28 protein-coding genes are annotated in these 21,925 nt (G+C 46.5%); 23 read left to right on the top strand and 5 right to left on the bottom strand.

Features of this window, described 5'->3' with window-relative positions:
- Window positions 1-19: 19 nt before the first annotated feature.
- Complete coding sequence (locus ACKU41_RS04260; protein ID WP_319780118.1) at window positions 20-1,954, bottom strand: hypothetical protein; 1,935 nt, start codon at window positions 1,952-1,954, stop codon at window positions 20-22.
- 246 nt (window positions 1,955-2,200) lie between these two features.
- On the opposite strand from ACKU41_RS04260, the gene ACKU41_RS04255 reads away from it, so the two are divergent.
- From ACKU41_RS04255 to ACKU41_RS04155, 21 genes are all read left to right on the top strand, one after another.
- Window positions 2,201-2,953 carry an N-acyl homoserine lactonase family protein gene (locus ACKU41_RS04255; protein ID WP_319780117.1) on the top strand — a complete coding sequence of 251 codons (753 nt, stop codon included), beginning with the start codon at window positions 2,201-2,203 and terminating at the stop codon, window positions 2,951-2,953.
- Between the two features lie 387 nt (window positions 2,954-3,340).
- Window positions 3,341-5,083, top strand: a complete 1,743-nt coding sequence (locus ACKU41_RS04250) for a carbon starvation protein A (protein WP_321404311.1) — start codon at window positions 3,341-3,343, stop codon at window positions 5,081-5,083.
- Between the two features lie 327 nt (window positions 5,084-5,410).
- Window positions 5,411-6,403: a hopanoid-associated sugar epimerase gene (gene hpnA, locus ACKU41_RS04245; RefSeq protein ID WP_321404310.1), complete on the top strand. Its 993-nt coding sequence runs from the start codon at window positions 5,411-5,413 to the stop codon at window positions 6,401-6,403.
- Window positions 6,404-6,613: 210 nt separating this feature from the next.
- Complete coding sequence (locus ACKU41_RS04240) at window positions 6,614-6,847, top strand: hypothetical protein (RefSeq protein WP_319780113.1); 234 nt, start codon at window positions 6,614-6,616, stop codon at window positions 6,845-6,847.
- 8 nt (window positions 6,848-6,855) lie between these two features.
- Window positions 6,856-7,848, top strand: coding sequence for a DUF6976 family protein (locus ACKU41_RS04235; RefSeq protein ID WP_319780112.1), 993 nt, complete (start codon window positions 6,856-6,858; stop codon window positions 7,846-7,848).
- Window positions 7,849-7,979: 131 nt separating this feature from the next.
- On the top strand, window positions 7,980-8,945 hold the full coding sequence (locus ACKU41_RS04230; protein WP_321404309.1) for an alcohol dehydrogenase catalytic domain-containing protein: 966 nt from the start codon (window positions 7,980-7,982) through the stop codon (window positions 8,943-8,945).
- A 100-nt stretch (window positions 8,946-9,045) separates the two neighbouring features.
- Window positions 9,046-9,426, top strand: a complete 381-nt coding sequence (locus tag ACKU41_RS04225; protein ID WP_321404308.1) for a rhodanese-like domain-containing protein — start codon at window positions 9,046-9,048, stop codon at window positions 9,424-9,426.
- Window positions 9,427-9,428: 2 nt separating this feature from the next.
- Window positions 9,429-10,184 carry a sulfite exporter TauE/SafE family protein gene (locus ACKU41_RS04220; RefSeq protein WP_321404307.1) on the top strand — a complete coding sequence of 252 codons (756 nt, stop codon included), beginning with the start codon at window positions 9,429-9,431 and terminating at the stop codon, window positions 10,182-10,184.
- A gap of 163 nt (window positions 10,185-10,347) precedes the next feature.
- Window positions 10,348-10,557: a hypothetical protein gene (locus ACKU41_RS04215; RefSeq protein ID WP_321404306.1), complete on the top strand. Its 210-nt coding sequence runs from the start codon at window positions 10,348-10,350 to the stop codon at window positions 10,555-10,557.
- Window positions 10,554-10,943 carry a holin family protein gene (locus ACKU41_RS04210; RefSeq protein WP_319780107.1) on the top strand — a complete coding sequence of 130 codons (390 nt, stop codon included), beginning with the start codon at window positions 10,554-10,556 and terminating at the stop codon, window positions 10,941-10,943. The genes ACKU41_RS04215 and ACKU41_RS04210 overlap by 4 nt, the downstream gene beginning before the upstream one ends.
- On the top strand, window positions 10,936-11,145 hold the full coding sequence (locus tag ACKU41_RS04205; RefSeq protein WP_319780106.1) for a hypothetical protein: 210 nt from the start codon (window positions 10,936-10,938) through the stop codon (window positions 11,143-11,145). Before ACKU41_RS04210 ends, ACKU41_RS04205 begins: the two co-directional genes overlap by 8 nt.
- Window positions 11,142-11,366, top strand: coding sequence for a hypothetical protein (locus ACKU41_RS04200; RefSeq protein WP_319780105.1), 225 nt, complete (start codon window positions 11,142-11,144; stop codon window positions 11,364-11,366). Before ACKU41_RS04205 ends, ACKU41_RS04200 begins: the two co-directional genes overlap by 4 nt.
- Window positions 11,354-11,533: a hypothetical protein gene (locus ACKU41_RS04195; protein ID WP_319780104.1), complete on the top strand. Its 180-nt coding sequence runs from the start codon at window positions 11,354-11,356 to the stop codon at window positions 11,531-11,533. Before ACKU41_RS04200 ends, ACKU41_RS04195 begins: the two co-directional genes overlap by 13 nt.
- Window positions 11,520-11,801, top strand: coding sequence for a hypothetical protein (locus tag ACKU41_RS04190; RefSeq protein ID WP_319780103.1), 282 nt, complete (start codon window positions 11,520-11,522; stop codon window positions 11,799-11,801). Before ACKU41_RS04195 ends, ACKU41_RS04190 begins: the two co-directional genes overlap by 14 nt.
- Window positions 11,770-13,311, top strand: coding sequence for a hypothetical protein (locus tag ACKU41_RS04185; protein WP_321404303.1), 1,542 nt, complete (start codon window positions 11,770-11,772; stop codon window positions 13,309-13,311). The genes ACKU41_RS04190 and ACKU41_RS04185 overlap by 32 nt, the downstream gene beginning before the upstream one ends.
- The gene (locus tag ACKU41_RS04180) at window positions 13,311-13,901 is read left to right on the top strand and encodes a GNAT family N-acetyltransferase (protein WP_319780102.1); all 591 of its coding nucleotides are present in this window, start codon (window positions 13,311-13,313) and stop codon (window positions 13,899-13,901) included. The genes ACKU41_RS04185 and ACKU41_RS04180 overlap by 1 nt, the downstream gene beginning before the upstream one ends.
- Window positions 13,902-13,903: 2 nt before the next feature.
- The gene (locus tag ACKU41_RS04175; protein WP_319780101.1) at window positions 13,904-14,164 is read left to right on the top strand and encodes a hypothetical protein; all 261 of its coding nucleotides are present in this window, start codon (window positions 13,904-13,906) and stop codon (window positions 14,162-14,164) included.
- A 9-nt stretch (window positions 14,165-14,173) separates the two neighbouring features.
- Window positions 14,174-14,653, top strand: a complete 480-nt coding sequence (locus ACKU41_RS04170) for an aminobutyrate aminotransferase (protein WP_319780100.1) — start codon at window positions 14,174-14,176, stop codon at window positions 14,651-14,653.
- Window positions 14,650-14,763, top strand: coding sequence for a Com family DNA-binding transcriptional regulator (locus ACKU41_RS04165; protein WP_319780099.1), 114 nt, complete (start codon window positions 14,650-14,652; stop codon window positions 14,761-14,763). Before ACKU41_RS04170 ends, ACKU41_RS04165 begins: the two co-directional genes overlap by 4 nt.
- Window positions 14,764-14,879: 116 nt before the next feature.
- Window positions 14,880-16,550 carry a portal protein gene (locus ACKU41_RS04160; protein WP_321404300.1) on the top strand — a complete coding sequence of 557 codons (1,671 nt, stop codon included), beginning with the start codon at window positions 14,880-14,882 and terminating at the stop codon, window positions 16,548-16,550.
- A gap of 177 nt (window positions 16,551-16,727) precedes the next feature.
- Entirely contained in the window at window positions 16,728-17,414 is a 687-nt protein-coding gene (locus ACKU41_RS04155; protein ID WP_321404299.1) for a hypothetical protein, read from the top strand.
- A gap of 10 nt (window positions 17,415-17,424) precedes the next feature.
- Here ACKU41_RS04155 and ACKU41_RS04150 read toward each other — a convergent pair whose 3' ends face one another.
- From ACKU41_RS04150 to ACKU41_RS04135, 4 genes are all read right to left on the bottom strand, one after another.
- Window positions 17,425-17,898, bottom strand: a complete 474-nt coding sequence (locus ACKU41_RS04150) for a hypothetical protein (RefSeq protein WP_321404297.1) — start codon at window positions 17,896-17,898, stop codon at window positions 17,425-17,427.
- On the bottom strand, window positions 17,899-18,678 hold the full coding sequence (locus ACKU41_RS04145; protein ID WP_321404296.1) for a DUF4198 domain-containing protein: 780 nt from the start codon (window positions 18,676-18,678) through the stop codon (window positions 17,899-17,901). It lies immediately after the preceding gene.
- Window positions 18,679-18,919: 241 nt separating this feature from the next.
- Window positions 18,920-19,717, bottom strand: coding sequence for a hypothetical protein (locus ACKU41_RS04140; RefSeq protein WP_321404294.1), 798 nt, complete (start codon window positions 19,715-19,717; stop codon window positions 18,920-18,922).
- Complete coding sequence (locus ACKU41_RS04135; RefSeq protein ID WP_321404293.1) at window positions 19,699-20,316, bottom strand: TetR family transcriptional regulator; 618 nt, start codon at window positions 20,314-20,316, stop codon at window positions 19,699-19,701. The genes ACKU41_RS04140 and ACKU41_RS04135 overlap by 19 nt, the downstream gene beginning before the upstream one ends.
- Before the next feature lie 236 nt (window positions 20,317-20,552).
- Between ACKU41_RS04135 and ACKU41_RS04130 the strand changes: the two genes are divergently transcribed.
- Together ACKU41_RS04130 and ACKU41_RS04125 are read left to right on the top strand one after the other, a co-directional pair.
- Entirely contained in the window at window positions 20,553-21,335 is a 783-nt protein-coding gene (locus tag ACKU41_RS04130) for a NifB/NifX family molybdenum-iron cluster-binding protein (RefSeq protein ID WP_321404291.1), read from the top strand.
- Window positions 21,335-21,859, top strand: a complete 525-nt coding sequence (locus tag ACKU41_RS04125; RefSeq protein ID WP_321404289.1) for a hypothetical protein — start codon at window positions 21,335-21,337, stop codon at window positions 21,857-21,859. Before ACKU41_RS04130 ends, ACKU41_RS04125 begins: the two co-directional genes overlap by 1 nt.
- Window positions 21,860-21,925 lie beyond the last annotated feature (66 nt).

Raw genomic sequence — 21,925 nt, 5'->3', positions numbered from 1 at the left:
CTACAAAGCGTACCTGACTTCAGGATTTATCTTCAAATTTGAAATCTATGAGTGTACCGCGGATCAGGGTGCTCCAGTCGTACATATCCTGCTCCTGACCATATGTTAGTATTTTCTTAGCATCTATCCGGTCATTGTCGGAGCCCATGTCAATTGTTCCTGAATTGAGAAGCAGGTTTATGTTCAGCCGGTCATCCCCTGATCCCATGAACAGGGAGCCTGAATTATAAAAGATGTTGGCATTAATTGTGTCGTCGCCTGAGCCCGTGTTGAATATGTTGTTTTGTGCTACTGAAAATGAGTAGGTGGCTGAAATGATGTCATCCCCTGAGCCAGTATTGAATATGCTGTCTCCAGCAACCGAGACTCTGCCTGAGGTTATTCTGTCATCACCTGAACCTGTTTTGATTTGAGAATTTCCGTCAACGTGAACCCTGCCATCGGTTTTTATGCGATCATTTCCTGACCCGGTGTTGATGGTTCCGTTTCCGTCTGAGGAAATGTTGTAATGAGCGTAAACGGAATCGTTTCCTCCGCCTGTGCTCATGCTTGCCCCGGAGTGGATTCTGTCGGATGCTTTGATATTGTCATCACCGGATCCGGTATCCAGTGTGCTGTGTCCATCAGCGCTAATTTCATAACTGGTGAGGGTGTCATCTCCGCTTCCGGTTTTCAGGGTACTGAAACCGTCTGTATGAATTCTATATCCTGCGCTTAGGTTGTCGTCGCCTGCTCCTGTATCCAGAGTCCCGGTCCCGTCTGTACTCAGGGTGTGTCCTGCACTGAGTTTGTCATCTCCGTCTCCGGTTTTCAGCACGCTTCGGCTTCCTGTAAACATTTTGTTCCCGGCATGAAGGTGGTCATCACCACTTCCAGTATCCAGAATGCTGTTACTTTCAACTTTGAGATTCTTGTCCGCTTGTATGCTGTCGCTTCCTGAACCTGTATTTAAGGATGCGTCCCTCCAGACTCTGACACTTTCTCCACTGATACTATCATTCCCCTCTCCAGTATTAACTGAGCCTCCCAAGATAGTAATATCTTTCTCGGCCACGATGGTATCGTCACCTTCTCCGGTATCAACTGAACCTTTGTCGACCACCATATTACCCCCGGCCTTTATGGTGTCATTGCCTGATCCGGTATTGATGTTTTTTATATGGACATCGTGGCTGAATACAATGGTGTCGTCTCCGTCTCCGCTGTCAATTATTGCATTTTGTACCCTTTTACCGGCGTAGATAATTGTATCATTGCCATCGCCGCCGGACATTGTGGCTGGGTTATCCCATGAGGGAGCTTTGGAGCCGATTGTTTCAGTCCGGTCATGGGTCAAATCGACTATAGTGTCATTGCCGCCTCCTCCACTGAGGTCGCGTCCGCTCATACCTATGATAATATCATCTTTGTCTGTTTCATCTCCAGCGGTGTAGGCCGTGATGGAAATTTCACCGTTTTTGTCTTCGGTAATGCGGGCATCTGAATTCAGCAGATAGCTCTTTCCTTGCTCTCCGTCCTTGCCGGAAATATTAACCATGTAACCGAACATTTTGACTTTGTTAGGTTCATTTTCTGCTTTGTCGTCGGTTGTTACTGTTTCAGCATTGTAGGTGAATTTTTCAATTGTCACGGTGCGTCCGGACTGTGTTGAAGCTGTTGCAAGGGTTTCGGTGGTAATGTTTTCCGTAAAGCTGTCCCCGTCAATAGCTGTTGGCGTTTGCTGCGGTTGTCCGGCGATTTCTTTTCCGTCAGATGTGAGTGGGGCTTTTTTTTCGTTTTTCAATGTTTCGGATAATTCGTAGCCCTGTTGTGAAATATCAACCGTATCTTCCTGTTTTGCTGTACCAGCAGTTTCCTGTTTGTTGTCGGAAATTACAGAGTTCGTTTTTTGCTGTGTTTCAGTGTAGATATCGTTATTTATTTCAGAATTATAGGTATTATGTATTCCGTTCACAACAGCCTCTCTTTGATAAAGTTTATATATCCATCGGCGTATGTTGAGAATTCTTTAGGGCTGTGGAGTGTTTTTTTTATAAAAAAAATATGTGTGTGACTGGTTGTGGATGAACATAATTATTTCCTGTTGTTTACACTGATAAGTTCCTTTTCATGTTAAATTGTTTTAAGTTTCATCTTCGGGATAAAATAACAGTTTTCGGCGGATGACTGCTCGATGTGGATATATTGCCCAGGAGGAAAAATGGCCAAGTACAGGATTCATCCCATAGTCATGGGAACAAAGAGATTCGACAAAGGTATGATGACCTATCAGCATGATTATGGACAGCCTTACATCATCCCTATTTATAGCTGGTATCTGGAAGGAGGGGATAAAAAGATACTCGTGGATACCGGAGAAATGCAGCCCATTATTTCAGAAGATCGTGAAATCGATCTGGGCGGGAAAATTTATACTTTTGAAGATGGTCTGGCTAAGTATGGCCTCAAGCCTGAAGATATAGACATAGTGATCCATACCCACCTGCATAATGACCATTGCGAAAATGATTATAAATGTGTGAATGCAAAATTCTATGTTCACCGCAAGGAACTGGATCATGTTCATGAACCGCATCCTCTGGATTTCCGTTATCTGGAAGATTACGTGGAAGACGTGGAGGATGCCGGGCAGGTAGTTGCTGTGGACGGAGATTATGAAGTTGTTCCGGGTATTCGCATGATGCATACACCGGCCCATACGCCCGGCGGTATGACCATCCTTATTGATACCGAAGGCGGACTGGCCGCCATTACCGGGTTCTGCGTGATTATGGAGAATTTTAATCCTCCACCGGAAGTGAGGGGTATGGAAATGGAAGTCATTCCTCCCGGAACCTCGGTTAATACCTATGAGGCATATGACATCATGCTCAAGGTTAAGGAAATGGCCGATATTTTAATCCCTTTGCATGAGCCTGCTTTTGCAAAATATGACGTAATAGAGGGCACTTGAAAGCTTTTCTAATGATTTCGGAATTAAATTGTAGGTACATAATTTACGTAAAAACGATTTTCAGTAGTTTTGTTGCAGGTGAATCGTTTGTTTTTGTCCGTATTATTTTGAATACAGAAAATGCAAACGGTTGATGTTGCGATATTTTTAAAAGTGAGCTGGTAATTTTTGCTGAAATAATTTAGTTAAGAGAATCCTAAAATTAATATGAGTACCCACTGATGTGCCGAGGGGACCGGATTCAGTATTTATATGTGTTGCGTTGCGGCAACGGGCGGGCTGATTCCGGAGCGGGTTGAATGGCGTGGTGTTCATATAAGTGTGTGGTTGCGGGGAAGTATGGTATTTCTCCGTATTTTTGGTTCTTTTTTCTTTGGAGGTATTGAGGTGAACTCACTTGTTATCGCCGGTCTTTGCTTTGTGGGGTATATAATTGCTTACCATACCTACGGCAAATTTTTGGCAAAAAAGATTTTTCAGATTGATGAGAACAAGGTCTGTCCCAGTTGCGAACTTGAAGATGGAAAAGATTTTGTTCCCACAAAAAAAGAAGTGCTTTTCGGGCACCATTTCACATCCATTGCCGGTCTCGGTCCGATCGTAGGACCTGCAATTGCTATTATCTGGGGTTGGGTTCCTGCTGTGCTCTGGGTTTTCTTCGGAGCCATTTTCATGGGTGCAGTGCATGACTTCGGTTCTCTTGTGGTCAGTCTGCGAAATCAGGGACGTTCCGTAGGGGACCTTGCTGCCGGGCTGCTTAACCATCGCGTGCGCTCCCTGTTTCTGATCATTATCTTCTTTGAATTGTTGATCGTCATCGCCGTATTTGCCCTTATTATCGCTATCCTTTTTAATATGTACCCTGCAGCTGTCGTTCCGGTATGGAGTGAGGTTCCTATCGCCATCGGGCTGGGCTGGCTCATGTACAAGAAGAAGGCTGACCATACCATCTGGTCTCTCATCGCGCTGCTGGCAATGTATGCATTTGTTGTGGTCGGTGTTTACGTGCCTTTCAAGATGCCTGCCATTGCGGGAATGAACCCTATCGTAGTCTGGACTCTGATAATGCTTGTCTACGCCTTTATCGCGTCCGTACTTCCGGTTACCACCCTGTTGCAGCCTCGAGATTATATTAACGGACATCAGCTCTTTGTTGCACTCATTCTGTTGGTGATCGGTGCTGTTGTGGCTCATCCCACCTTCGTGGCCCCGGCTCTTGATCTTGCTCCGCAAGGTGCTCCGCCGATGCTGCCCTTCCTTTTTGTTATTATCGCCTGCGGCGCTATTTCCGGCTTCCATTCGCTGGTAAGTTCCGGAACCTCTGCCAAACAGTGTGAAACCGAACGCGATTCTCGCATGATCGGTTACGGTTCAATGCTTATGGAAGCGGCCCTGTCCATCCTTGTTATTGTTGCTGTCGGTGCCGGGCTTGGTCTTGGCAAGCATACTGCTGACGGTCAGCTGCTGACCGGTACGGCTGCCTTCACCACCCATTATGCATCATGGGCTTCCGCAGCCGGACTCGGTGCCAAGCTCAGCGCGTTTGTTGAAGGCTCCGCAAACCTTATGGCCAGTTATGGTATTCCATCCAATATAGCACTCGCAATCATGGGGGTCTTTCTGGTCAGCTTCGCAGCCACTACCCTTGACAGTGCCACCCGTATCCAGCGTTACGTGGTTGGAGAGCTGGCTCAGGCCTATAAAATGCCTTCACTTGCCGGCAGTATTCCTGCAACCCTTATTGCGGTAGGTACTGCTGCGATTCTCTGCTTTAACGGCGGCTTTTCCATCGGTGCACTTAAAAAGGGTGCGCTGGCTCTCTGGCCGTTGTTCGGCACTGTAAACCAGCTTCTGGCTGCGTTGGCATTGTTGATTATCACTGTCTATCTTGCCCGCAAGAAGGTTAAAGCCATTTATACCGGCATACCCATGGTATTCATGATTGCCATGACCGGCTGGGCAATGGTCTTTAACCTCCAGAAATTCTATGCAGGAGGCAAATGGTTGCTCTTCGTGGTAGGTCTGATCGTATTTGTGCTTGAAATCTGGATGATCGCTGAAACCTATCTTGTCATGAAGAAGGTTTACAGTGGAGAAGATAATGCTTCCGCAGCAACGCAAAACATTTAGCGTTTCGGTTTAGCTTAGAATTGAATGAAGAAGCCCCCGGCAGCCTATGGTTGCCGGGGGTGTTTTTATGACACTTAGATAGTGCTGTTTACTCGCGTAGAGATAAGGCCGGGCTAAATATTTCGTGCAAGGAAGAGTCGTTCGGCAATCCGCCTACATGATTTATTTATAAATCCAAACTTGACACAACACCTTTCATCCTTCATTGCTTCATTCGCAGGTACGGCTTTTTTCTATGTTTCCTGCATTGCTTCAATTTTTATGAAAGCCGTTAAGGTCCAGTAAAATATTTTATATCAGTATCTTACCTGTAAACAACAATAAATTATGAATGTAATGATCACCGGGGCAACCGGATTGATTGGTTCCCGTCTAGTTAAAATTCTTTCAAGACAGGGATTCGCCATTAAGGCGCTTGTCCGTGACATAGATCGGGCGCAGCAACTCATTAAAGAACCGATAGAATTTATCCGCGGTGATCTCACTAACGAAGCCGCGTTGGAAGAAGCTCTGCGGGGATGCAGATATCTTTTCCATCTTGCTGCCGACTATCGTCTCTGGGTTCCTGACCCGGAAGTTATGAATCGCACCAATATTGAAGGTACCCGGCTGGTCATGCAAAAGGCTCTTCAGGCCGGAGTGGAGCGTATTGTCTATACCTCCAGTGTTTGCGTGCTGGGCTGTAATGAAGATGGAAGCCCTGTAGATGAGGAGGCCGCATCAACAGTGGCGGATATGATCAGCCCGTATAAGAAATCTAAATTTCTGGCAGAGAAGCTGGTTATGGATATGGTCCGTGATAAAGGACTTCCTGCTGTTATTGTGAATCCTTCTACTCCTGTCGGGCCGGGTGATTCCCGTCCTACTCCCACTGGAACCATGGTGCTTAATGCCGCTCGTGACGGCGGGATGTTCTATGCCGATACCGGATTGAATGTTGCCCATGTTGATGACATCGCGCAGGGGCATCTGCTGGCTTTGCAGAAGGGCGAGGTCGGGCGCAGGTATATTCTGGGCGGAGAAAATCTGAGTCTAAGGGAATTATTTGCAATGACTGCGCGTATAACCGATCGGCCGGGCCCAAAATTCAAGGTTCCTCAAGCTATGATGTATCTAGCTGGCTTTACCGGTGAGTTGCTGGCTCGGATGGGATTTCTCAAGAATCCGGTAGCCACCATGGATAGTGTCCGCATGGCATCCAAAAAAATGTATTACAGTTCCGAAAGGGCTGAGAGAGAGCTGGGCTATACCCATCGTCCGGCTATAGAGGCCGTTCAGGATGCCGTTTGCTGGTTCAAGGAACAGCAGATGCTCAGTTAGTTCTTTTTTTGTCAAAAAAATCAATTTCTCCCCGGTTGCGTTGTTTTCGTGGCCGGGGTTTTTTATGTGTATGGATATATTTTTTTTAAAAGGCAAGACAATATCGCCGCACGATGCTATGGTTTGGTTAATCGTTGAGGTTGAAGTACTATTAATCCTATCATTAGGGTTAAGTGAGTTGAGAATCAAATTAAAATGGAGGGTATTTTGATGGGTGTTCCTCCGAGTTCAAACTCCAGGTGGAAAGAAATTGTAACTGGCAAGAAAACTTATACCTTGAAGTTTCTTGCTGCAAAAATTCTGCTAGGCCGTCTTATGCGCAATGTTAAGGCTGATGGCTCCGCTGACAATGTGTCCAAAGCTGTTGCTGAACTTCACGCTATTTACACCAAGAATGCAGACAACGCTTCGGCTAAGGAAGATCTGCAAACCATGTTCGGTTAGGAGGGGTTATGAATCAAGTACTTTGTAGCATCAAAGAAACCATGGATATGATTGCTGATGGCAAAACCCTTCTGATTGCCGGAGATGAAACCCTTCTAGCCAAGCTTCCGAAGGGAAAGTGGATTGGTGGAACTATTCCGTATTTCATTTCTACTTCCAAAGGCGGGCTGGTTACACAGGAACAGGTGTTTGTGACGGATATATCTGACGTTGCTGCTTCTGTTACTTTGAAAAAATATGATCAGGATGATCTTGGAAATGTGTATGTTGATGCCGGGGACGGTGGATTCAGTTTTATTATTATTCCTGCTTCAAGCCCAGCTCATGTTTCCTTTGCTCTCAACGCTCCAAATTATAAGGATTTCGGATCCCAGCCGTTAGTCGGTTGGATATCCGGTGTATTGCTGGATGACCTCGGAAAAGTTAAACCCAAGGTTTTCAGCGGAGCTACCGGTAACAGTTATGAAGATGAAGCTTTGGTAATGCATGTTGACTTGATTCCCGGAAAGACTGTTGATGTGGGAATCGTTAATATCTTTGAACAAGCTGAAGGTGATACTTTGACCTTTAATCAGGATGCTTTTGCCACTGAATACGTTATGGTTAACGGGGTCAAAAAGAATTTCGCGGAATACATTGCTGAGCAAGGCCTTGATACAAAGTTGCCGCTTGTTGCTGATTATTACGGCGCTCTTATCAACACCAGTTTTCAGGCAGTGTCAGCTGAAGATGGAGTCAGCTTTTATGCGCCTGTTTTTTCCGGTGTGCGCTATAAGCACGCAAAATCATTAAGTGATTATGCCGCGGCTTTCAGCAAGCAGTTGATGGATAACAATGTTGCAGGTAAGAAAATTGCTTTTTCCTGCAACTGCATTCTCAATTACCTCTATTCCGAATTGGAAGGCAAAAAGACAGATCCTTTTGTTGGCCCTATCACCTTTGGGGAAATTGCTTACCAGCTCTTAAACCAGACTCTTGTTTATGTGGATATTCACGATTAATTTCGTCTGAATAATGTTTCTTTTCAAGAAGCCGGTCCTTGGACCGGCTTCTTTTTTTGGGTTGATGCAGAGCTTGGCTGTGTTTGAACTTGTTGTTATGATTGCACATAAATATTTTCAAAGGAGAATAAATGCGCGCAATTTATTTTGAAGATGGGGAAATTAATTTTGTTGAGCGGAATAAGCCGCAAGTTGCAGAGGGTGAAGCTTTACTTAAAGTCCGTCTGGTCGGTATATGCAATACTGATATTGAATTGCATAAGGGGTATTACGGTTTTTCAGGTGTGCCGGGACATGAGTTTGTAGCCGAGGTGGAGGAGTGTCCGGGCAGTCCGGAGTTGCTTGGCAAGCGGGTGGTGGCGGATATCAATTGCCCGGTTGGATCTTTTGAAGGTGACCCCCGTCACGCAGCGAACCGGACCGTTATCGGCATTGTTAATCATGACGGTGCATTTGCTGAATATTTGAAGGTTCCTGTAAAAAATCTTGTTGTAGTGCCGGATAAAGTTGAGGACCGGGTGGCAGTCTTTGCTGAACCTTTGGCCGCAGGGTTAGAGGTGAGCCAGCAGATTCATGTAACCGCTGACATGCGGGTTATGGTTCTCGGTGATGGTAAGTTGGGCTTACTTACTGCTATTGCCTTGAAATTGTATAATCCCAATGTCTTGCTCGTGGGTAAGCATGAGGAAAAGCTTGCTATTGCCGCTAAGCAGGGTGTGAAGACTTATTGCATCAGTGATCCTGAAGAATTGACTGAGCTTGCCTCCCGGTGGGATAAATTTGATCTGGTTGTGGAAGCCACAGGCAGCGAACAGGGCATTAATTATGCTCTTGATTTTGTACGTCCTGAAGGGACCGTTGTGGCTAAGACCACTTCGCACCTGCCCAGCTCCATTAATCTTGCCAAATTGGTTGTGGATGAAATTTCGATAATCGGGTCCCGTTGCGGGAATATAGGGCTGGTAATTAGCGTATTGGAGCAGAGGCTGATTGATGTGAGTGGTTTGATTGAAGCCGAATATGATTTTACTGATTTCAAAAGAGCTTTCGGTCAGGCTATGAGCAAAGGGGCTTTGAAAGTTCTGGTGCGGATGTAATGCTTTCTTGACTTCTAGGTTATTTGGCAATATTACCAAATTCCTGCTTTTAATTTGGTGATTTTGCCAAATAACCATATTCATACAAATGGAGTCTGAAATGAAAGTTCTTGATGATGCTGTCGCTGAAATGGATTTTGATTTTTTGAGTTCCGGTAAACATACCATGAGCGTTGAAGGAATGCGTAAAGTATTAGGTAATGGACAGGAAAATGTGGTTTTTCTTGATGTGCGTACCGATAAGGAAATGAATTACCTAGTGCTGCCTTTCGCCAAACATATTCCGCTGCATGAATTGCCTGCTCGTATGAACGAGTTACCCAAAGATAAGATGGTAGTGGCTTACTGTTCTTCAGTTTTTCGTTCTGCTGTGGCGTACACTCTGCTCCGCGCGCATGGATTTGATCAGGTAAAAGGTATGGCAGCTTCAATGGAAGATATTATCAAGGCTTTCAAACCCGGACCGTTAGGTAAAATGTAGTCATGGATATGCTTACTGTGGGCATCGCTTTAGTTTCATTTGTGCTGAGTTTTGTTTTTGCGCTTGGCGGAGTGGGCTCGGCGGTGGTGCTTATCCCTATATTGACATGGATGGGGGTCCCTTTCAATCTGGCACGTCCGACAGGCCTTTTTGTAAATGCTCTCAGCATGATAGGGGCTACCTACTCCAATATTAAAGAAAAACGTCTTGATTTCCGGATGGGAGTTCCCATCGTACTGGCCTCTGTGATTATGGCTCCGGTCGGTGCCTGGATCGGGCATTTTCTGCCTTTGAAGTTATTGATGCTGTTTTTTATCAGTTTCCTGTGTTTTTCCGGGACGATGATGCTTTTCTTCAAGGCTTCTAAATATAAGGATCAGTTCCGAGAGGACCGTCCTTTCTTCGGCCCTTTTGGGGTTGGGGTTCTGGCGGGATTTATTTCCGGACTGCTTGGTGTCGGCGGTGGTGGAGTCATCTCGCCGCTGATGGTTCTGCAGGGTTTCAATCCCAAGAAGGTGGCTACTGTCACCGCTTTTGCCGTTCCTTTTTCATCTATCATTGCTTTTGCGGCTTATGCCTTGATGGGTTCGGTTTCAGTCAGATTGCTTGTTTTTGCCGGATTGGCAGCCTGGGGGGGCGGATATCTGGGAACAAAGGCTATGCACGCTAAGATGAAACCGGCCACGGTAAAGAAATTTCTCGGCGGGGTACTTATCCTGCTGGGTATAAAACTACTATGGTCTGTTGTTTTGAATTAATAATTTAAATCTTTATTCCATAGGATTTGTGAATTTCCTTCCCGGTTTTGGCCGGGGAGGATTTTTTTTTGCCTGAATTTCAAAAAAGTCTTCATGGCGGACACGAGTCACCTGACTCAGGTCCGCCCGGCTAATTATCTTATAGCTAAAGGAGGACAGAATTATGAAAGAAATTAAGGCTGAAACACTTGCCGCGCTTTATCCGTTGGAGACGCGGCAAATGATCAAAAACTATGCATCATTTATTGAGGAGCATCCCGAGTGGCTTGAGTCCGGGAATTCGTTACTCGACTACAAACGTCAGAAGGTAAGACCAATTTATAACAGTCCGCAGCGCAGCGGACCCGGACGAGGATCTGAGGTGGTGGAATGATCGGTTCAATTCTCGATATTGGTTCAACCATCATCGATAAGATCTGGCCTGATGCCGGAGAGCGTGAAAAAGCCAAGCTTCGGCTTATGGAAATGCAAAAAAAAGGTGAGCTAGCCGATCTTGAAGTACGGGTCAGAATCATGCTGGCGGAGATGTCCGGTAACTGGTTGCAGCGTTCATGGCGCCCGATCCTGATGCTGACCATTGTTGCTATCGTGGCAAATAATTATCTGCTTTATCCCTATCTGGCCTTGTTTTGGACTAAAGCTCCGCAGCTGGAACTGCCAGCGCAATTATGGTCGCTGATGGAATTGGGGCTTGGAGGGTATGTGGTCGGGCGCAGCGCCGAAAAGGTTGCAAAAACATGGAGGGAGAAAAATGGTTGAGGAAAGGAGTGAATTGCAGGACCTGCTTATCCGCATAGATGAACGGGTCAAGTCCATTCAGGAAGACATTGCGGAGATTAACGGGGCGCGGCGCTGTCACACCCATGCTGAAAAATTCCGTAATCTTGAAAGGGCTGTCTGGGGGACTGCTGCAGTCGTTGCAGGTATTGCCGGGCGCGTGGCTTATGAGGCGTTCAAATGAACGGGGTTGCAATTCCGTCTGATGTTTCGGCAGGTATCGGCGGAATGTTTGAAGGCGAGCGTTGTGAGCGTTGCGGACGAACGGATGTGTTGAAGCCGTTCATGATTGAGATTCGTTTCGGCGGGAAGAAGTTAATTCGCAAAGCCCGGCTTTGCCGCAAATGTATGAAGCTGGCGGAAGTAGGAATTTCCTGTTTCGCTGAAGATAAATGGATTCATTAGCAATGATAAATGGTTCCGTTCCTCTGCCCAAAGGAATCTCAACTAAGCAATCAGGGATTGCAAAGGTGATTATCCCTTTTGGCCGCCGGAGACGAAATCAGAGCAATCAAAAGCGCGAAGCGCATCAAATCAAAAGTATTTTCGGAGAAAACAGTGACCAAAAATGAAGTCATAAAAAAACAGAAAGAGGAGCTGGACCGGTTCCGGGAGGTATTCGCACTGGCGGTAGAGGGCGATGATTCTGATATGGTCAAGGACCTGAAAGCCAAGCTCGATATTATGCATAAACGTCACGATATGGAGCGCAAGGCATGGGGCATCGGAGACGTAAAAAAGGAGGGCACAGCAGCAAAAGACACGAAGAAAAGCCGCACGATCAGCCCGGAACTGAGGGAGAAGCTCGATGAAGTTTACGGATCTGGGCAGCGCCAATAAATGGTATGCGGAAATCCTGCACGAGGCGGAAGAAAAGAAACAGCCTTTGCAGGTTATGGCGGAGCTAGGGCGAAATGATTTGTTTTTTCTGCTGACACGTTTGCTTGGGCGTGCCGATGCCAACCGGGAATGGGTTTTTGAACGTTGCCGTGACGTGCAGGCAAAACCGGACGGGTGCCTCGATCTCTGGTCCCGTGAGCATTACAAATCTACCATAATCACCTTTGCGTTGACCGTTCAGGATATTTTGCGTGACCCGGAAGTTACCGTAGGAATTTTCAGTCATACCCGGCCTGTAGCCAAGGGTTTCCTGCGACAGATCAAGCAGGAATTTGAGCGCAATGAGTTGCTTAAACAATGCTATCCCGATGTGCTCTGGAACAATCCAAAAAAAGATTCACCAAAATGGTCGGAGGAGGACGGGATCATTGTCAAACGTAAATCAAATCCTAAGGAGGCCACTGTGGAGGCATGGGGATTGGTGGACGGACAGCCTACAGGTAAGCATTTTTCCCGGCTCATATATGACGATGTGGTTACCCGTGAATCGGTTTCATCCCCGGATATGATTTTCAAGACCACCGAGGCATGGGCGCTGTCCATCAACCTCGGCACTCGCGAAGGCATAAAGCGTTATATCGGAACCCGTTATCATTTTAACGATACCTATCGCGAGATCATGAAGCGTCAGGCCGCAATTCCACGTATCTATCCGGCAACTTTTGACGGGACCTTGGAAGGTGAGCCTGTTCTGCTGACTAAAGAACAATTACAGACCAAGCGCCGGGAGATGGGACCATATGTGTTCGGATGCCAGATGATGCAGGATCCGCGCGCGGACGATGTGCAGGGCTTCCGTGAAGAATGGATCTGTCGCTGGGACCCACGCGACAGCAATGGTAAAACCCGCTGGCCTCAATTCAATAGATACCTACTTGTGGACCCGGCAAGTGAGAAGAAATCCGGTAGTGATTACACTGTAATGCTGGTTATCGGTCTGGGACCGGACCGTAATTATTACCTTATCGATGGTATTCGTGACCGGCTCAATCTTACAGAGCGTGCTCGGGCTTTGTTTCGCTTGCACCGAGCCTATTCGCCGCTTGCTGTAGGGTATGAAAAGTACGGCCAACAGGCGGATGTGGAGCACATGCAGTACGTAATGAATGAGCAGAACTACCGTTTTGCCATTGACCCGCTGGGCGGAAATGTACCCAAAACAGATCGCATCAGAAAGCTGGTTCCACTCTTTGAGCAGTCCCGGTTTTACCTGCCTTGGCGGGCGCGGTTCATTGATCATCAGGGTCGGGAGCGCGATCTGGTACGTGAGTTTATAGACGATGAATATCTTGCTTTTCCCGTGGCACCGCACGACGACATGCTGGACTGCATGGCCCGTATTCTGGACCCGGCACTGGGGGCGGTTTTTCCAAAACAGCAGCATGTGCTGGAACAGCAGGAAGATATGCAGGGATTGATGGATTACGATATTTTTACAGGAGTCGGATGATGTATGGTTTTGAAGTGGAGGGAGGTTTCACCTTCTATAAATTCCGGGACTTTGACGGCACAGAAGCCCTCACGGACGGGCATTTGCACTGGTTCTGGGAAATAATGCGTAAGGCCGGGCAGATTTCGGTAATTTTTTATGACGGAACCGTGGAATCCTTCAGCGATTTTCAGCAACTGGTGCGCCGTGAAGATCAGCATTTCTTTTTCGGCTTCAAGGATCGAGAACCGTCCGGATTGTTCTGGTTGAACGGATTTACCCCGAAATCGTGTTTTGTGCACATTGCCTCCATGCCCGGATTTCACGGCAAAGGAACTTTGCAGATGGGGCGCGGTGGATTGCGCCATTTATTGTCAGTGACTGACGTGGCGGGCGGATATCTGTTTGACTGTATAAAGGGTTTGATACCAGTGACCAATGTTTTGGCCTGTCGCATGGCGGAACGGTCCGGTTTCAGGAAAGCGGGAATCCTCCCGCAGGCAGCTTATCTGGCTGCGGATAACAAAAGCGTGGATGCTGCAATTTTTTGTGCGGTCAGGAATAATCAGGACGGAGAGTCCGTAGTAAAAATTTTTAATAAAGGAGAATGATCATGGGAGGCGGAGGAGGAAAAGCACCTACAGCACCAGTTTCACCGCCACCGGCACCCCCGGTGGCCCCGGTACCAGAACCACCAAAGATGGACGCCATCAACAAAAGCGAACAGGAGCTGAAGGCCAAGAAAATGCGTGAAATGGAGCGCATGAAAAAAGGGCGCAGCGCGACCGTGCTGACCGGCGGACAGGGTGATACCGGGCAGTTGGCAACAGCAGCCCAGAATCTTCAGGCCCGGAAAACCAAGTTAGGCGAGTAGGAGGATGTGATGCCCAGTTATTACAGGCCGGATCTGCCTGCAGCAAAGGAAGGACAATCAAATGTCTGGTTCAGTAACGGTTCCCCGGGATTTAATGGATATTTTAAATGGCACCGTACTACTTACGGCACTAATCCTCGGTCATCAGCACAAGGGTTGAATGCTCCGGCTGATTGGCGCGTCCCGGAAGACTGGACCTTTTCGGAAAAAACCGGGCATTGGTACACTCCTGCAGAGATGCAGAATGCCGGGTACAGCAAAATTGACGGAGAATGGCTGCATCCCAACGATATTCGTCAGCGCGAAGTGGACCGCCAGAATGCGGAGTTTGATGCAAAGGTAGCTCTGCGTAAGGAAACACAGGGACGCATGCGCAAGGTTCATGCCCTTGGGCGCAAGAAGACCATTCTCACCGGACCGGACGGAGTGTCCGGTAAGGCGAAGATCAGTAAAGAATTTTTAAACCGCTCCAAAGGAGTTTTGAAATGATTGAACACCGCTGTCCGGTCTGCCGCAGGCTTTTGCTGAAAGGAAAAGTTATTGAAGTGCAGGTAAAATGTCCGAAGTGTAAGAAGCTTGTGAAAATTATAGGTGAGTAAAAAAAAGAGAACGTCTCCAAGTGAAGTTGTCCGAGGTAAAATCTTATACTCTTTTAATAGTAGAGCGATCAAAAGGGTTTAAGTCCTCGGATAGCCTTTGGAGGCAAAGGTTAAATATGAGACATACTAAAAATAATAAATATTTAAGACGATTGCAGAGTTTGCGCCAGGAACGCAATAGCTGGGAATCGCATTGGCAGGAGATCAGTGATTATATTCTGCCCCGCAAGGGAGTTTATGACGGAGACCGCCCCAATGACGGGCGCATGAGGTCCGGCAGGATTATTGATTCAACAGCCACAAGAGCTTTACGTATTTTAGCTGCCGGACTGCAAGGAGGTTTGACCTCTCCGGCCAGACCGTGGTTCCGTCTTGGTATTTCAGATCGAGACCTTGCCCGGCATAAGTCAGTGCGCGAATGGATTTCCAAAGTGGAGAATTCCATGTATCGCGCGTTGGCCCGCAGTAACTTTTATTCCTGTATTCATTCGCTGTATACGGAATTGGCAGGATTCGGCACCGGGATTCTGTATTGCGAACCGGATGAAGAGCGTGGAATACGTTTCCGCACCCTGACTGCCGGTGAATACTGTCTTGCCACGGATGCGCAGGGGCGTGTGGATACGGTCTACCGCGAATTCAAGATGACAGCCCGTCAGTTGGAAAAAAGATTCGGCAGTGAAAATCTGCCGGGAACAGTGCATACCAGCCTGAATGTGAATCGTGATCATTGGTTTGACGTGCTGCATGTGGTCCAGCCACGTGACGAGTTCGATGTGGACCGCATGGATACCATGAATATGCCTTTTGAGTCCGTATTCCTTCTTAATGGGCAGGGTGGACATGTTCTTTCGGAGAGCGGATTTGTGGAGAATCCGTACATGGCTCCGCGCTGGGATACTGCGGCAATGGATGTTTACGGGCGTTCTCCGGCTATGGATGTACTGGCGGATGTTAAGATGCTCATGGAAATGAGCAAGAGCCAGATTCAGGCCGTGCATCTGACTTTACGTCCGCCCATGAAGGTTCCTTCCATGTATTCAAGGCGATTGAACCTGTTGCCGGGTGGGCAGAATCCGGTAGAGCAGAATCAGCAGGATTCGGTTGCACCGCTTTATCAGGTTCGCCCTGATCTGGCTGGAGTCAGCAATAAAATTCAGGATGTGCGTACTGCTATCAGAGAAGGTTTTTACAATGATATCTTCATGATGATGGCAGGTTCCAACCGCAGAACCATAACTGCCGCGGAAGTTGCCGAACGGCATGAGGAAAAGTTGATTCAGCTCGGTCCGGTTATTGAGCGGCAGCATACCGAGCTGCTTGATCCGCTCATTGACAGGGTTTTCGGTATTCTGCACAGGGCCGGACAACTGCCTGATCCTCCCTCGGTTCTGGAAGGTGCAGATCTCAAAATTGACTATATTTCCGTACTGGCACAGGCCCAGAAAATGGTTGGTACTCAGTCAATACAGTCGCTGGCCCAGTTTGTGGGCAATCTTGCACAGGCAAACCCCGAGGTTCTGGACAAGGTGGACATGGACCGTGCTGTTGATGATTATGCGGAGCTTATCGGAGTTCCCAACGGTATTGTCCGTTCCGGTGATGAGGTCGAAAAATTCAGGAGTAGTCGCCGGGAAGAGAACATGAAACAGCAGCAGTTGCAGCAAAATTTACAGGCTGCTTCATTGGGATCGGCAATAATTAAGAATTTATCGCAAGCAGGTTTGAACCCGGCTCAGTTTCAGGGAATGGTTGACCGGGCCGGCCGAATGGGGCCGGCGTTATAGCGGAAAGCGGAGTCATTAAGGCTCCGCTTTTTTTAATGTATTGTGAACTAGACGTTATAGTTGTCCGGTTCGGTGCTTCTTCAAGTGTTGATCTACTTGACTTTTTTTGATTATTTGTGCTTTCTGTATTTGTACGAGGGTGTCTGGTATTTTTTTTTGATTGAAAGGAATTTTTACATGCTGGTTTTGACTGATTTAACGAGATTTAATGATAGCGATAATGTCTGCATGGCCCTTCTGGATGAGGATGATTGTACCTGTTACCGTCCCCTTCCTTATGAAAATATGGATTTTGTTGAGTTCAGGAATATCCGGCCGGGCATTATAGTTTCCGCAGATGTTATTCCACATGACAATCCTGATTGTCCTCATTTGGAAGATTGTACCTTTGAAAATGATGTCTGGCTCGACTGTGTTGATGAACAGACTTTCAAGGATTTACTGGAGCGCAGTGCAATTGATTCTATCAAGGAGGCCTTCGGCGGTATGATCACCCCCAAGAACAGGTGTCTGCCTGTTGGGGATGTTTGTGACCATTCTATCAGGACAATTCGAATAAATCCCAAATCCGTAAGTGTTTCGGTAATTAATTCCGGCGAAGATGTGAAGTTGCGGCTTTGTTTTACTGATAAGGGCGGGAGTACTTTTCGCCATACTCCTATTGCGGACCTGTGCTTTCACCGCATGGCTATGGAATATGTGCAGCAGGATCGTCTTGATGAGTTGGAAGCCCTGCTCGCCGGTGGAGAAGAAGTGTACATCCGTGCCGGGCTCAGCAGATTGTACAAAAGCAAGAATGGCAAACAGGGCTTTTGGATGCAGGCTAATGGGGTGTATATTTTCCCCGGATATTATCCGGAGTAGACTTTATTATTTATGTCTCCTTACGCTTTCTCCGGAGATAGAATGCGGCAAAACATAAGTTGAAAATCAGGCTGATTCCCAGCAGAACCCGGATCTCCATAGATCCATGCAACGGGTTTTCTCTTTTATGGGCAGTTAAGCCATTTTTACCTGTGTCGGAAATGTCCAGATCAAAAATAAGCTTATGCCCCTGGCCTCCGCTTACTTCAATTTTCCATATCCCGGGTTTGTCAGGTAGAAACGAGAATACACCGTTTTTGTCGGTTCGCCCGTTTTGAAATTCAACTTCGGAGTTATCCGGTGCGTATATCAGCACTTCTCCGTAGGCGATAGGTTCTCCGGAAGAAAAACCGGATTTGAAAGTGATGGTCGGTGAAGTTTCGATCATCTCATAGGCAACACCGTGCGCCCGTGCCACAGTTCCAAAACAGAATAACCCGACCGCAATAAAAATTACGGCCGGGAGAATTTTTCTAAGCATCATTTATTTCACTTCAAAAACCAGTACTGCGCGCATGACGTGGCTGTCATAGTCAGCAGTCGGCTGGGCATTCTTGTACTGAACACGGACCATCCAGGTTCCGGGAGCGCTGATTTTCACTTTTGCGAGTCCGTTTCCATAAGGCTCGGTAAAGTATGCGTAGCTGTTAGGGGTCAAGCTGAATCCGTCATAGGTTGCAGTCATGCTTTCGAGGGATACAGGTTTGCCATTGAGCAGGGTCTGGAATTCAATTTCATCACCAACTTTAGCCTGAGTAGGATCGCTCATAGGTACGATTTCAAGCTTGTGGCCAACTACTTTATTGTAGCTGCCGTCAGCTTTGCCTACTGTGACCAGGGTTTTACAGAATTTTTCATATTTCCCGCTGCTGATGACACCTTTCAGACCTTTCTTAGACTGTTGTTTCCAGCCCTTGGTGGTATTGGTCCAAATTATTCCTTTACGGTGTCCTGCAATGATTGCGGTACCTTCTGCTTCAGGCTTGATCTGTCCATCAAGGGTCATAAGCATTTCATTTTCCGCAAGTTTAAGAGGAGTAGATTTCCCGGCCAGAATGAGTTTAGCGTCAACCTCGTTGAGGGGTTCCATTTCTTCACTGATCATGAAAACGTGCGCGGATACGACACTGAACGGTACGACATGATTTTTTTCTGTGGTCAACTGTACAGGCTTAAGGATGAACTCATGGGCAAATGCAGTCGAGCAGAACAGAACAGCAAGCAGGCAGGACAATACGAGCGTAGTTGCTTTATTGAATTTCATAACAAACTCCAATTAAAATTTATAGATTGATTGTGTTTATGTGCTACGAAGTTTGAAAAAATGTGTCAATATTAAAATCAAATTGAAGTTGATATTTGAGAAACGCAAAAAAAACCCTCACATAGGGAGGGCTTGAAGATGTGGCTGCGTAAGTTTGATTTCAATCGGTTTTTTGTACCAAAATAAAAATCCCCTGCTGAGATTCTCAACAGGGGATTAATCTTTAATTTAATGGCAACCTTTAAAATTTCAAGTACAGTCGAACACCCGACATGTAGAATTTATTTTCCGGTTCTACATAAGTTCCTGCTCTGATGGTATCAGACTCGGATTCCTTGAAATACCAATAGCGAAAGTATGGTTCCATACCGAGAGAATAGCCTTCGAGATCGTATTCAAGGAAAGCGGAAATACGTCCACCACCACCTGATGCGAACTCCTGAGTATTGTTGACGTCGTCGTAATTTGAGCCAACAGCGGATAGTTTGCTTTTTACATTGCCGCCAAGCAAAAGGTCGCCTTCCAGTGTTCCGCCGATGGACCAGCCTTTATCAAGACGGGTGATCAGGTTTACACCAATCGGCATGTAAACCTGTTTGATCTGGCGTTCGTAACCGCCTGTGGCTTTGATGTCGTCATTCCAGTACCGGGCAGCGAGGCCTAAGTACGGAGTTATCCCGGTGCGGCCATAGTCAAAGCCCATACCGATGGTGGCCCTGCCGCTGATGAAGTAATCATCGTTGTCGCATTTCACCGGTGTTCCATCACCGTATTGACCATCGTAGCGAAGTGAGCCTGCAAGTCCTTCCAGTTCAGCATTCACCATGATGTTGTATTCTGAAAAATATCCTGTCCATGACCCGAATCCACCGTTGAGAATACCTTTTTCATTCATCGCGGGTTCATCGTAATCCATGTACATTCCTTCATAGCCGAGTTTGAATTCGCTTGAAGGAAAAAGCTCTTTGTCCGCAGCAAAAGCGGAACTGGCTATAAGCAGCAGACCGATAGTGAAAATGATTAATTTGTTTTTAAACATGAGTGCATAAACATTTCGATTAAGGATTCGACTTCTCCGTGGATATCAACTTCATCCGGGAAAAATTGGGAATACTGAGCCAAACCGAGCAGGATGGAAAAGTATTGGGCCGCAGCAACAGCAGGTTTCAATTCATCACGGAATACACCATCTTGCTGGCCTTGTTCAATAATTATTTCAGTCTTTTTTATAAATTTGTATTCGTATTCCCTGAATTTCATTTTAAAAGGCATGAGTTCTTCAGACCATTCTGTCTTATTGAACATTATGCCGAAAGCGGCCCGGAAATTTTCTTCTGTCCCCGCATGTTTGATCCAGACCCTCATCAGGCCGGTAAGCATTTCTTTAGGCTCAAGATTTTCTTCAAATTTGCTGAAAAGAAGATCGCGTACAGGCATGAACGCGTAATCGAAAAGTTTTTCAAAGAGATCTGTCTTATTTTTAAAATGCCAGTAAACTGCGCCACGGGTTACTCCGGCATCTTCGGCGATATCCTGCAGGGTTGTTTTAGCATACCCTTTTTCGTTGAATACCTTGAAGGCAGAGGCAAGCAGTGCCTGCCGTGTTTTTTCCGCTTCTTCTTTGGTCTTTCTGGCCATGTTAGTTCCTGCTTATGCTTATTTTTGTATTAATTCAGCTGATTCGCGTAACGTGACTTTATTACAGGTTGAGTGCGGAAAAGTCCAGATGTGTATGTAAATGGGGAGTGTTAAATTGGAAGGGACATGTGTTGTTGAGGTCTTTTATTTATAGGGAATCAGGTATATGTTTTTTGTGCGTCCAGTAGCAACTAAATTCTAATACACTTACGCAATATTTTTATTTGGTGAGAATTATGAAAATAGCGGTTCCTTGTACTGACTCTGATCTGGATGGAAGTGTTGCCCCTAAGCTGGGTACTGCAAAGTATGTTCTTCTAATTGATAGTAACGATATGTCCTTTGAAGTTTTGGATGGGCCTCCAAAAGATGTGGGGTCCGGAGCCGGTGTGTCGATAATATCTTTGGCAGCTAATAATGATGCCCAAGCGCTGCTTGTCGGATATGCGGCTCCTCATATCGTTAACGCCATGAAAGGAAAATCACTTAAGATTGTCACGGGGGTAAAAGGTAAAGTTCGTGATGCTGTGCAGGCATATCTTATTAAAAATTCAGTTGGATCGGACGGGAGAGTGGAACAAAGCAGTATCCCCGGCTGGCGAGAGTTATGGATCAGTGCATTCCGTAAGGGACTTCGCCAGTTTTATCAGCTCTTACCGAAATTAGCCGGTGTGATTATGTTGTTGGGGTTGTTTCGCGGTTTTATCTCTGAGAAAGATCTGTTTGCGTTATTTTCCGGATCAGCTGTGCAGGATTCGATCTTGGGAGCAACTGTTGGCAGTGTGTTGGTGGGAAATCCTGTTAATAGTTATGTAATCGGTGATAGTCTGCTTAACGCCGGAGTGAATCTTTCCGGGATAATAGCTCTGATGATGGCTTGGGTCACTGTGGGAGTTATTCAACTACCCGCCGAATCGGCTGCTTTGGGAATCAGGTTCGCAGTTGTACGTAATTTATGTGGATTTGTAATGGCAGTTGTAATGTCTTTATTGGTTACATCATGGGGAGGGTTGTTTTGATGTCTGTTAACAACTTCTGGCCTTATGTAAAACCGTGGCTGTTTCCGCTTGGCGTAGGCTGTGTTTACGGCCTATGCTATTTGCACGATCCACAATCCACAGCCAATGCGTTGCATGTATGCAGGACTCTTTTAGTGCAATTAGGCCCACCTATTTGCATAGTGTTGGTTATGATGACGTTAATCAATCGTTATCTTAACCCGGCAGCTCTAGCCAAATTTCTTGGTAGTAAAATGGGTATCAGAGGAGTGTTCTTTTCTTCTTTGGCAGGCGTAATTTCCCTGGGACCGATTTATGCTTGGTACCCGTTGTTTAAAAGCTTGAAAGAAAAAGGTGCTTCTATTTTTGTCATTGCCAATTTTATTGGCTGCCGTTCTGTGAAGCCTGTTCTGCTTCCTGTTTTGCTGGCCTATTTCGGTTGGAAGTTTTCTACTGTGTTTGTTCTGATTAATTTAATTGGAGCAATGGGGACCGCATATTTGGTGGCATTGGTCTGCGACAAGTCTGAGTCGGAGAGGTTGTGATAACCCTGAAGCTTATTAAAAAAATGAGAAGAAGCAGGAATCATATTTTCAGGATCTTTTGAGAAA

Origin of the sequence: Maridesulfovibrio sp. (assembly GCF_963678865.1) — a bacterium.
Lineage (GTDB): Bacteria > Desulfobacterota > Desulfovibrionia > Desulfovibrionales > Desulfovibrionaceae > Maridesulfovibrio.
The sequence above is the reverse complement of the archived record's forward strand: the minus strand, read 5'-3'. Positions and strand labels throughout refer to the sequence as shown.

Excerpts from the sequence above, each read along its gene's own strand:
- ACKU41_RS04255 (WP_319780117.1), top strand. The coding sequence starts at position 2,201 with ATGGCCAAGTACAGGATTCATCCCATAGTCATGGGAACAAAGAGATTC.
- hpnA (WP_321404310.1), top strand. The coding sequence starts at position 5,411 with ATGAATGTAATGATCACCGGGGCAACCGGATTGATTGGTTCCCGTCTA.
- ACKU41_RS04240 (WP_319780113.1), top strand. The coding sequence starts at position 6,614 with ATGGGTGTTCCTCCGAGTTCAAACTCCAGGTGGAAAGAAATTGTAACT.
- ACKU41_RS04235 (WP_319780112.1), top strand. The coding sequence starts at position 6,856 with ATGAATCAAGTACTTTGTAGCATCAAAGAAACCATGGATATGATTGCT.
- ACKU41_RS04230 (WP_321404309.1), top strand. The coding sequence starts at position 7,980 with ATGCGCGCAATTTATTTTGAAGATGGGGAAATTAATTTTGTTGAGCGG.
- ACKU41_RS04225 (WP_321404308.1), top strand. The coding sequence starts at position 9,046 with ATGAAAGTTCTTGATGATGCTGTCGCTGAAATGGATTTTGATTTTTTG.
- ACKU41_RS04220 (WP_321404307.1), top strand. The coding sequence starts at position 9,429 with ATGGATATGCTTACTGTGGGCATCGCTTTAGTTTCATTTGTGCTGAGT.
- ACKU41_RS04215 (WP_321404306.1), top strand. The coding sequence starts at position 10,348 with ATGAAAGAAATTAAGGCTGAAACACTTGCCGCGCTTTATCCGTTGGAG.
- ACKU41_RS04210 (WP_319780107.1), top strand. The coding sequence starts at position 10,554 with ATGATCGGTTCAATTCTCGATATTGGTTCAACCATCATCGATAAGATC.
- ACKU41_RS04205 (WP_319780106.1), top strand. The coding sequence starts at position 10,936 with ATGGTTGAGGAAAGGAGTGAATTGCAGGACCTGCTTATCCGCATAGAT.
- ACKU41_RS04200 (WP_319780105.1), top strand. The coding sequence starts at position 11,142 with ATGAACGGGGTTGCAATTCCGTCTGATGTTTCGGCAGGTATCGGCGGA.
- ACKU41_RS04195 (WP_319780104.1), top strand. The coding sequence starts at position 11,354 with ATGGATTCATTAGCAATGATAAATGGTTCCGTTCCTCTGCCCAAAGGA.
- ACKU41_RS04185 (WP_321404303.1), top strand. The coding sequence starts at position 11,770 with ATGAAGTTTACGGATCTGGGCAGCGCCAATAAATGGTATGCGGAAATC.
- ACKU41_RS04180 (WP_319780102.1), top strand. The coding sequence starts at position 13,311 with ATGTATGGTTTTGAAGTGGAGGGAGGTTTCACCTTCTATAAATTCCGG.
- ACKU41_RS04175 (WP_319780101.1), top strand. The coding sequence starts at position 13,904 with ATGGGAGGCGGAGGAGGAAAAGCACCTACAGCACCAGTTTCACCGCCA.
- ACKU41_RS04170 (WP_319780100.1), top strand. The coding sequence starts at position 14,174 with ATGCCCAGTTATTACAGGCCGGATCTGCCTGCAGCAAAGGAAGGACAA.
- ACKU41_RS04165 (WP_319780099.1), top strand. The coding sequence starts at position 14,650 with ATGATTGAACACCGCTGTCCGGTCTGCCGCAGGCTTTTGCTGAAAGGA.
- ACKU41_RS04160 (WP_321404300.1), top strand. The coding sequence starts at position 14,880 with ATGAGACATACTAAAAATAATAAATATTTAAGACGATTGCAGAGTTTG.
- ACKU41_RS04155 (WP_321404299.1), top strand. The coding sequence starts at position 16,728 with ATGCTGGTTTTGACTGATTTAACGAGATTTAATGATAGCGATAATGTC.
- ACKU41_RS04150 (WP_321404297.1), bottom strand. The coding sequence starts at position 17,898 with ATGATGCTTAGAAAAATTCTCCCGGCCGTAATTTTTATTGCGGTCGGG.
- ACKU41_RS04145 (WP_321404296.1), bottom strand. The coding sequence starts at position 18,678 with ATGAAATTCAATAAAGCAACTACGCTCGTATTGTCCTGCCTGCTTGCT.
- ACKU41_RS04140 (WP_321404294.1), bottom strand. The coding sequence starts at position 19,717 with ATGTTTAAAAACAAATTAATCATTTTCACTATCGGTCTGCTGCTTATA.
- ACKU41_RS04135 (WP_321404293.1), bottom strand. The coding sequence starts at position 20,316 with ATGGCCAGAAAGACCAAAGAAGAAGCGGAAAAAACACGGCAGGCACTG.
- ACKU41_RS04130 (WP_321404291.1), top strand. The coding sequence starts at position 20,553 with ATGAAAATAGCGGTTCCTTGTACTGACTCTGATCTGGATGGAAGTGTT.
- ACKU41_RS04125 (WP_321404289.1), top strand. The coding sequence starts at position 21,335 with ATGTCTGTTAACAACTTCTGGCCTTATGTAAAACCGTGGCTGTTTCCG.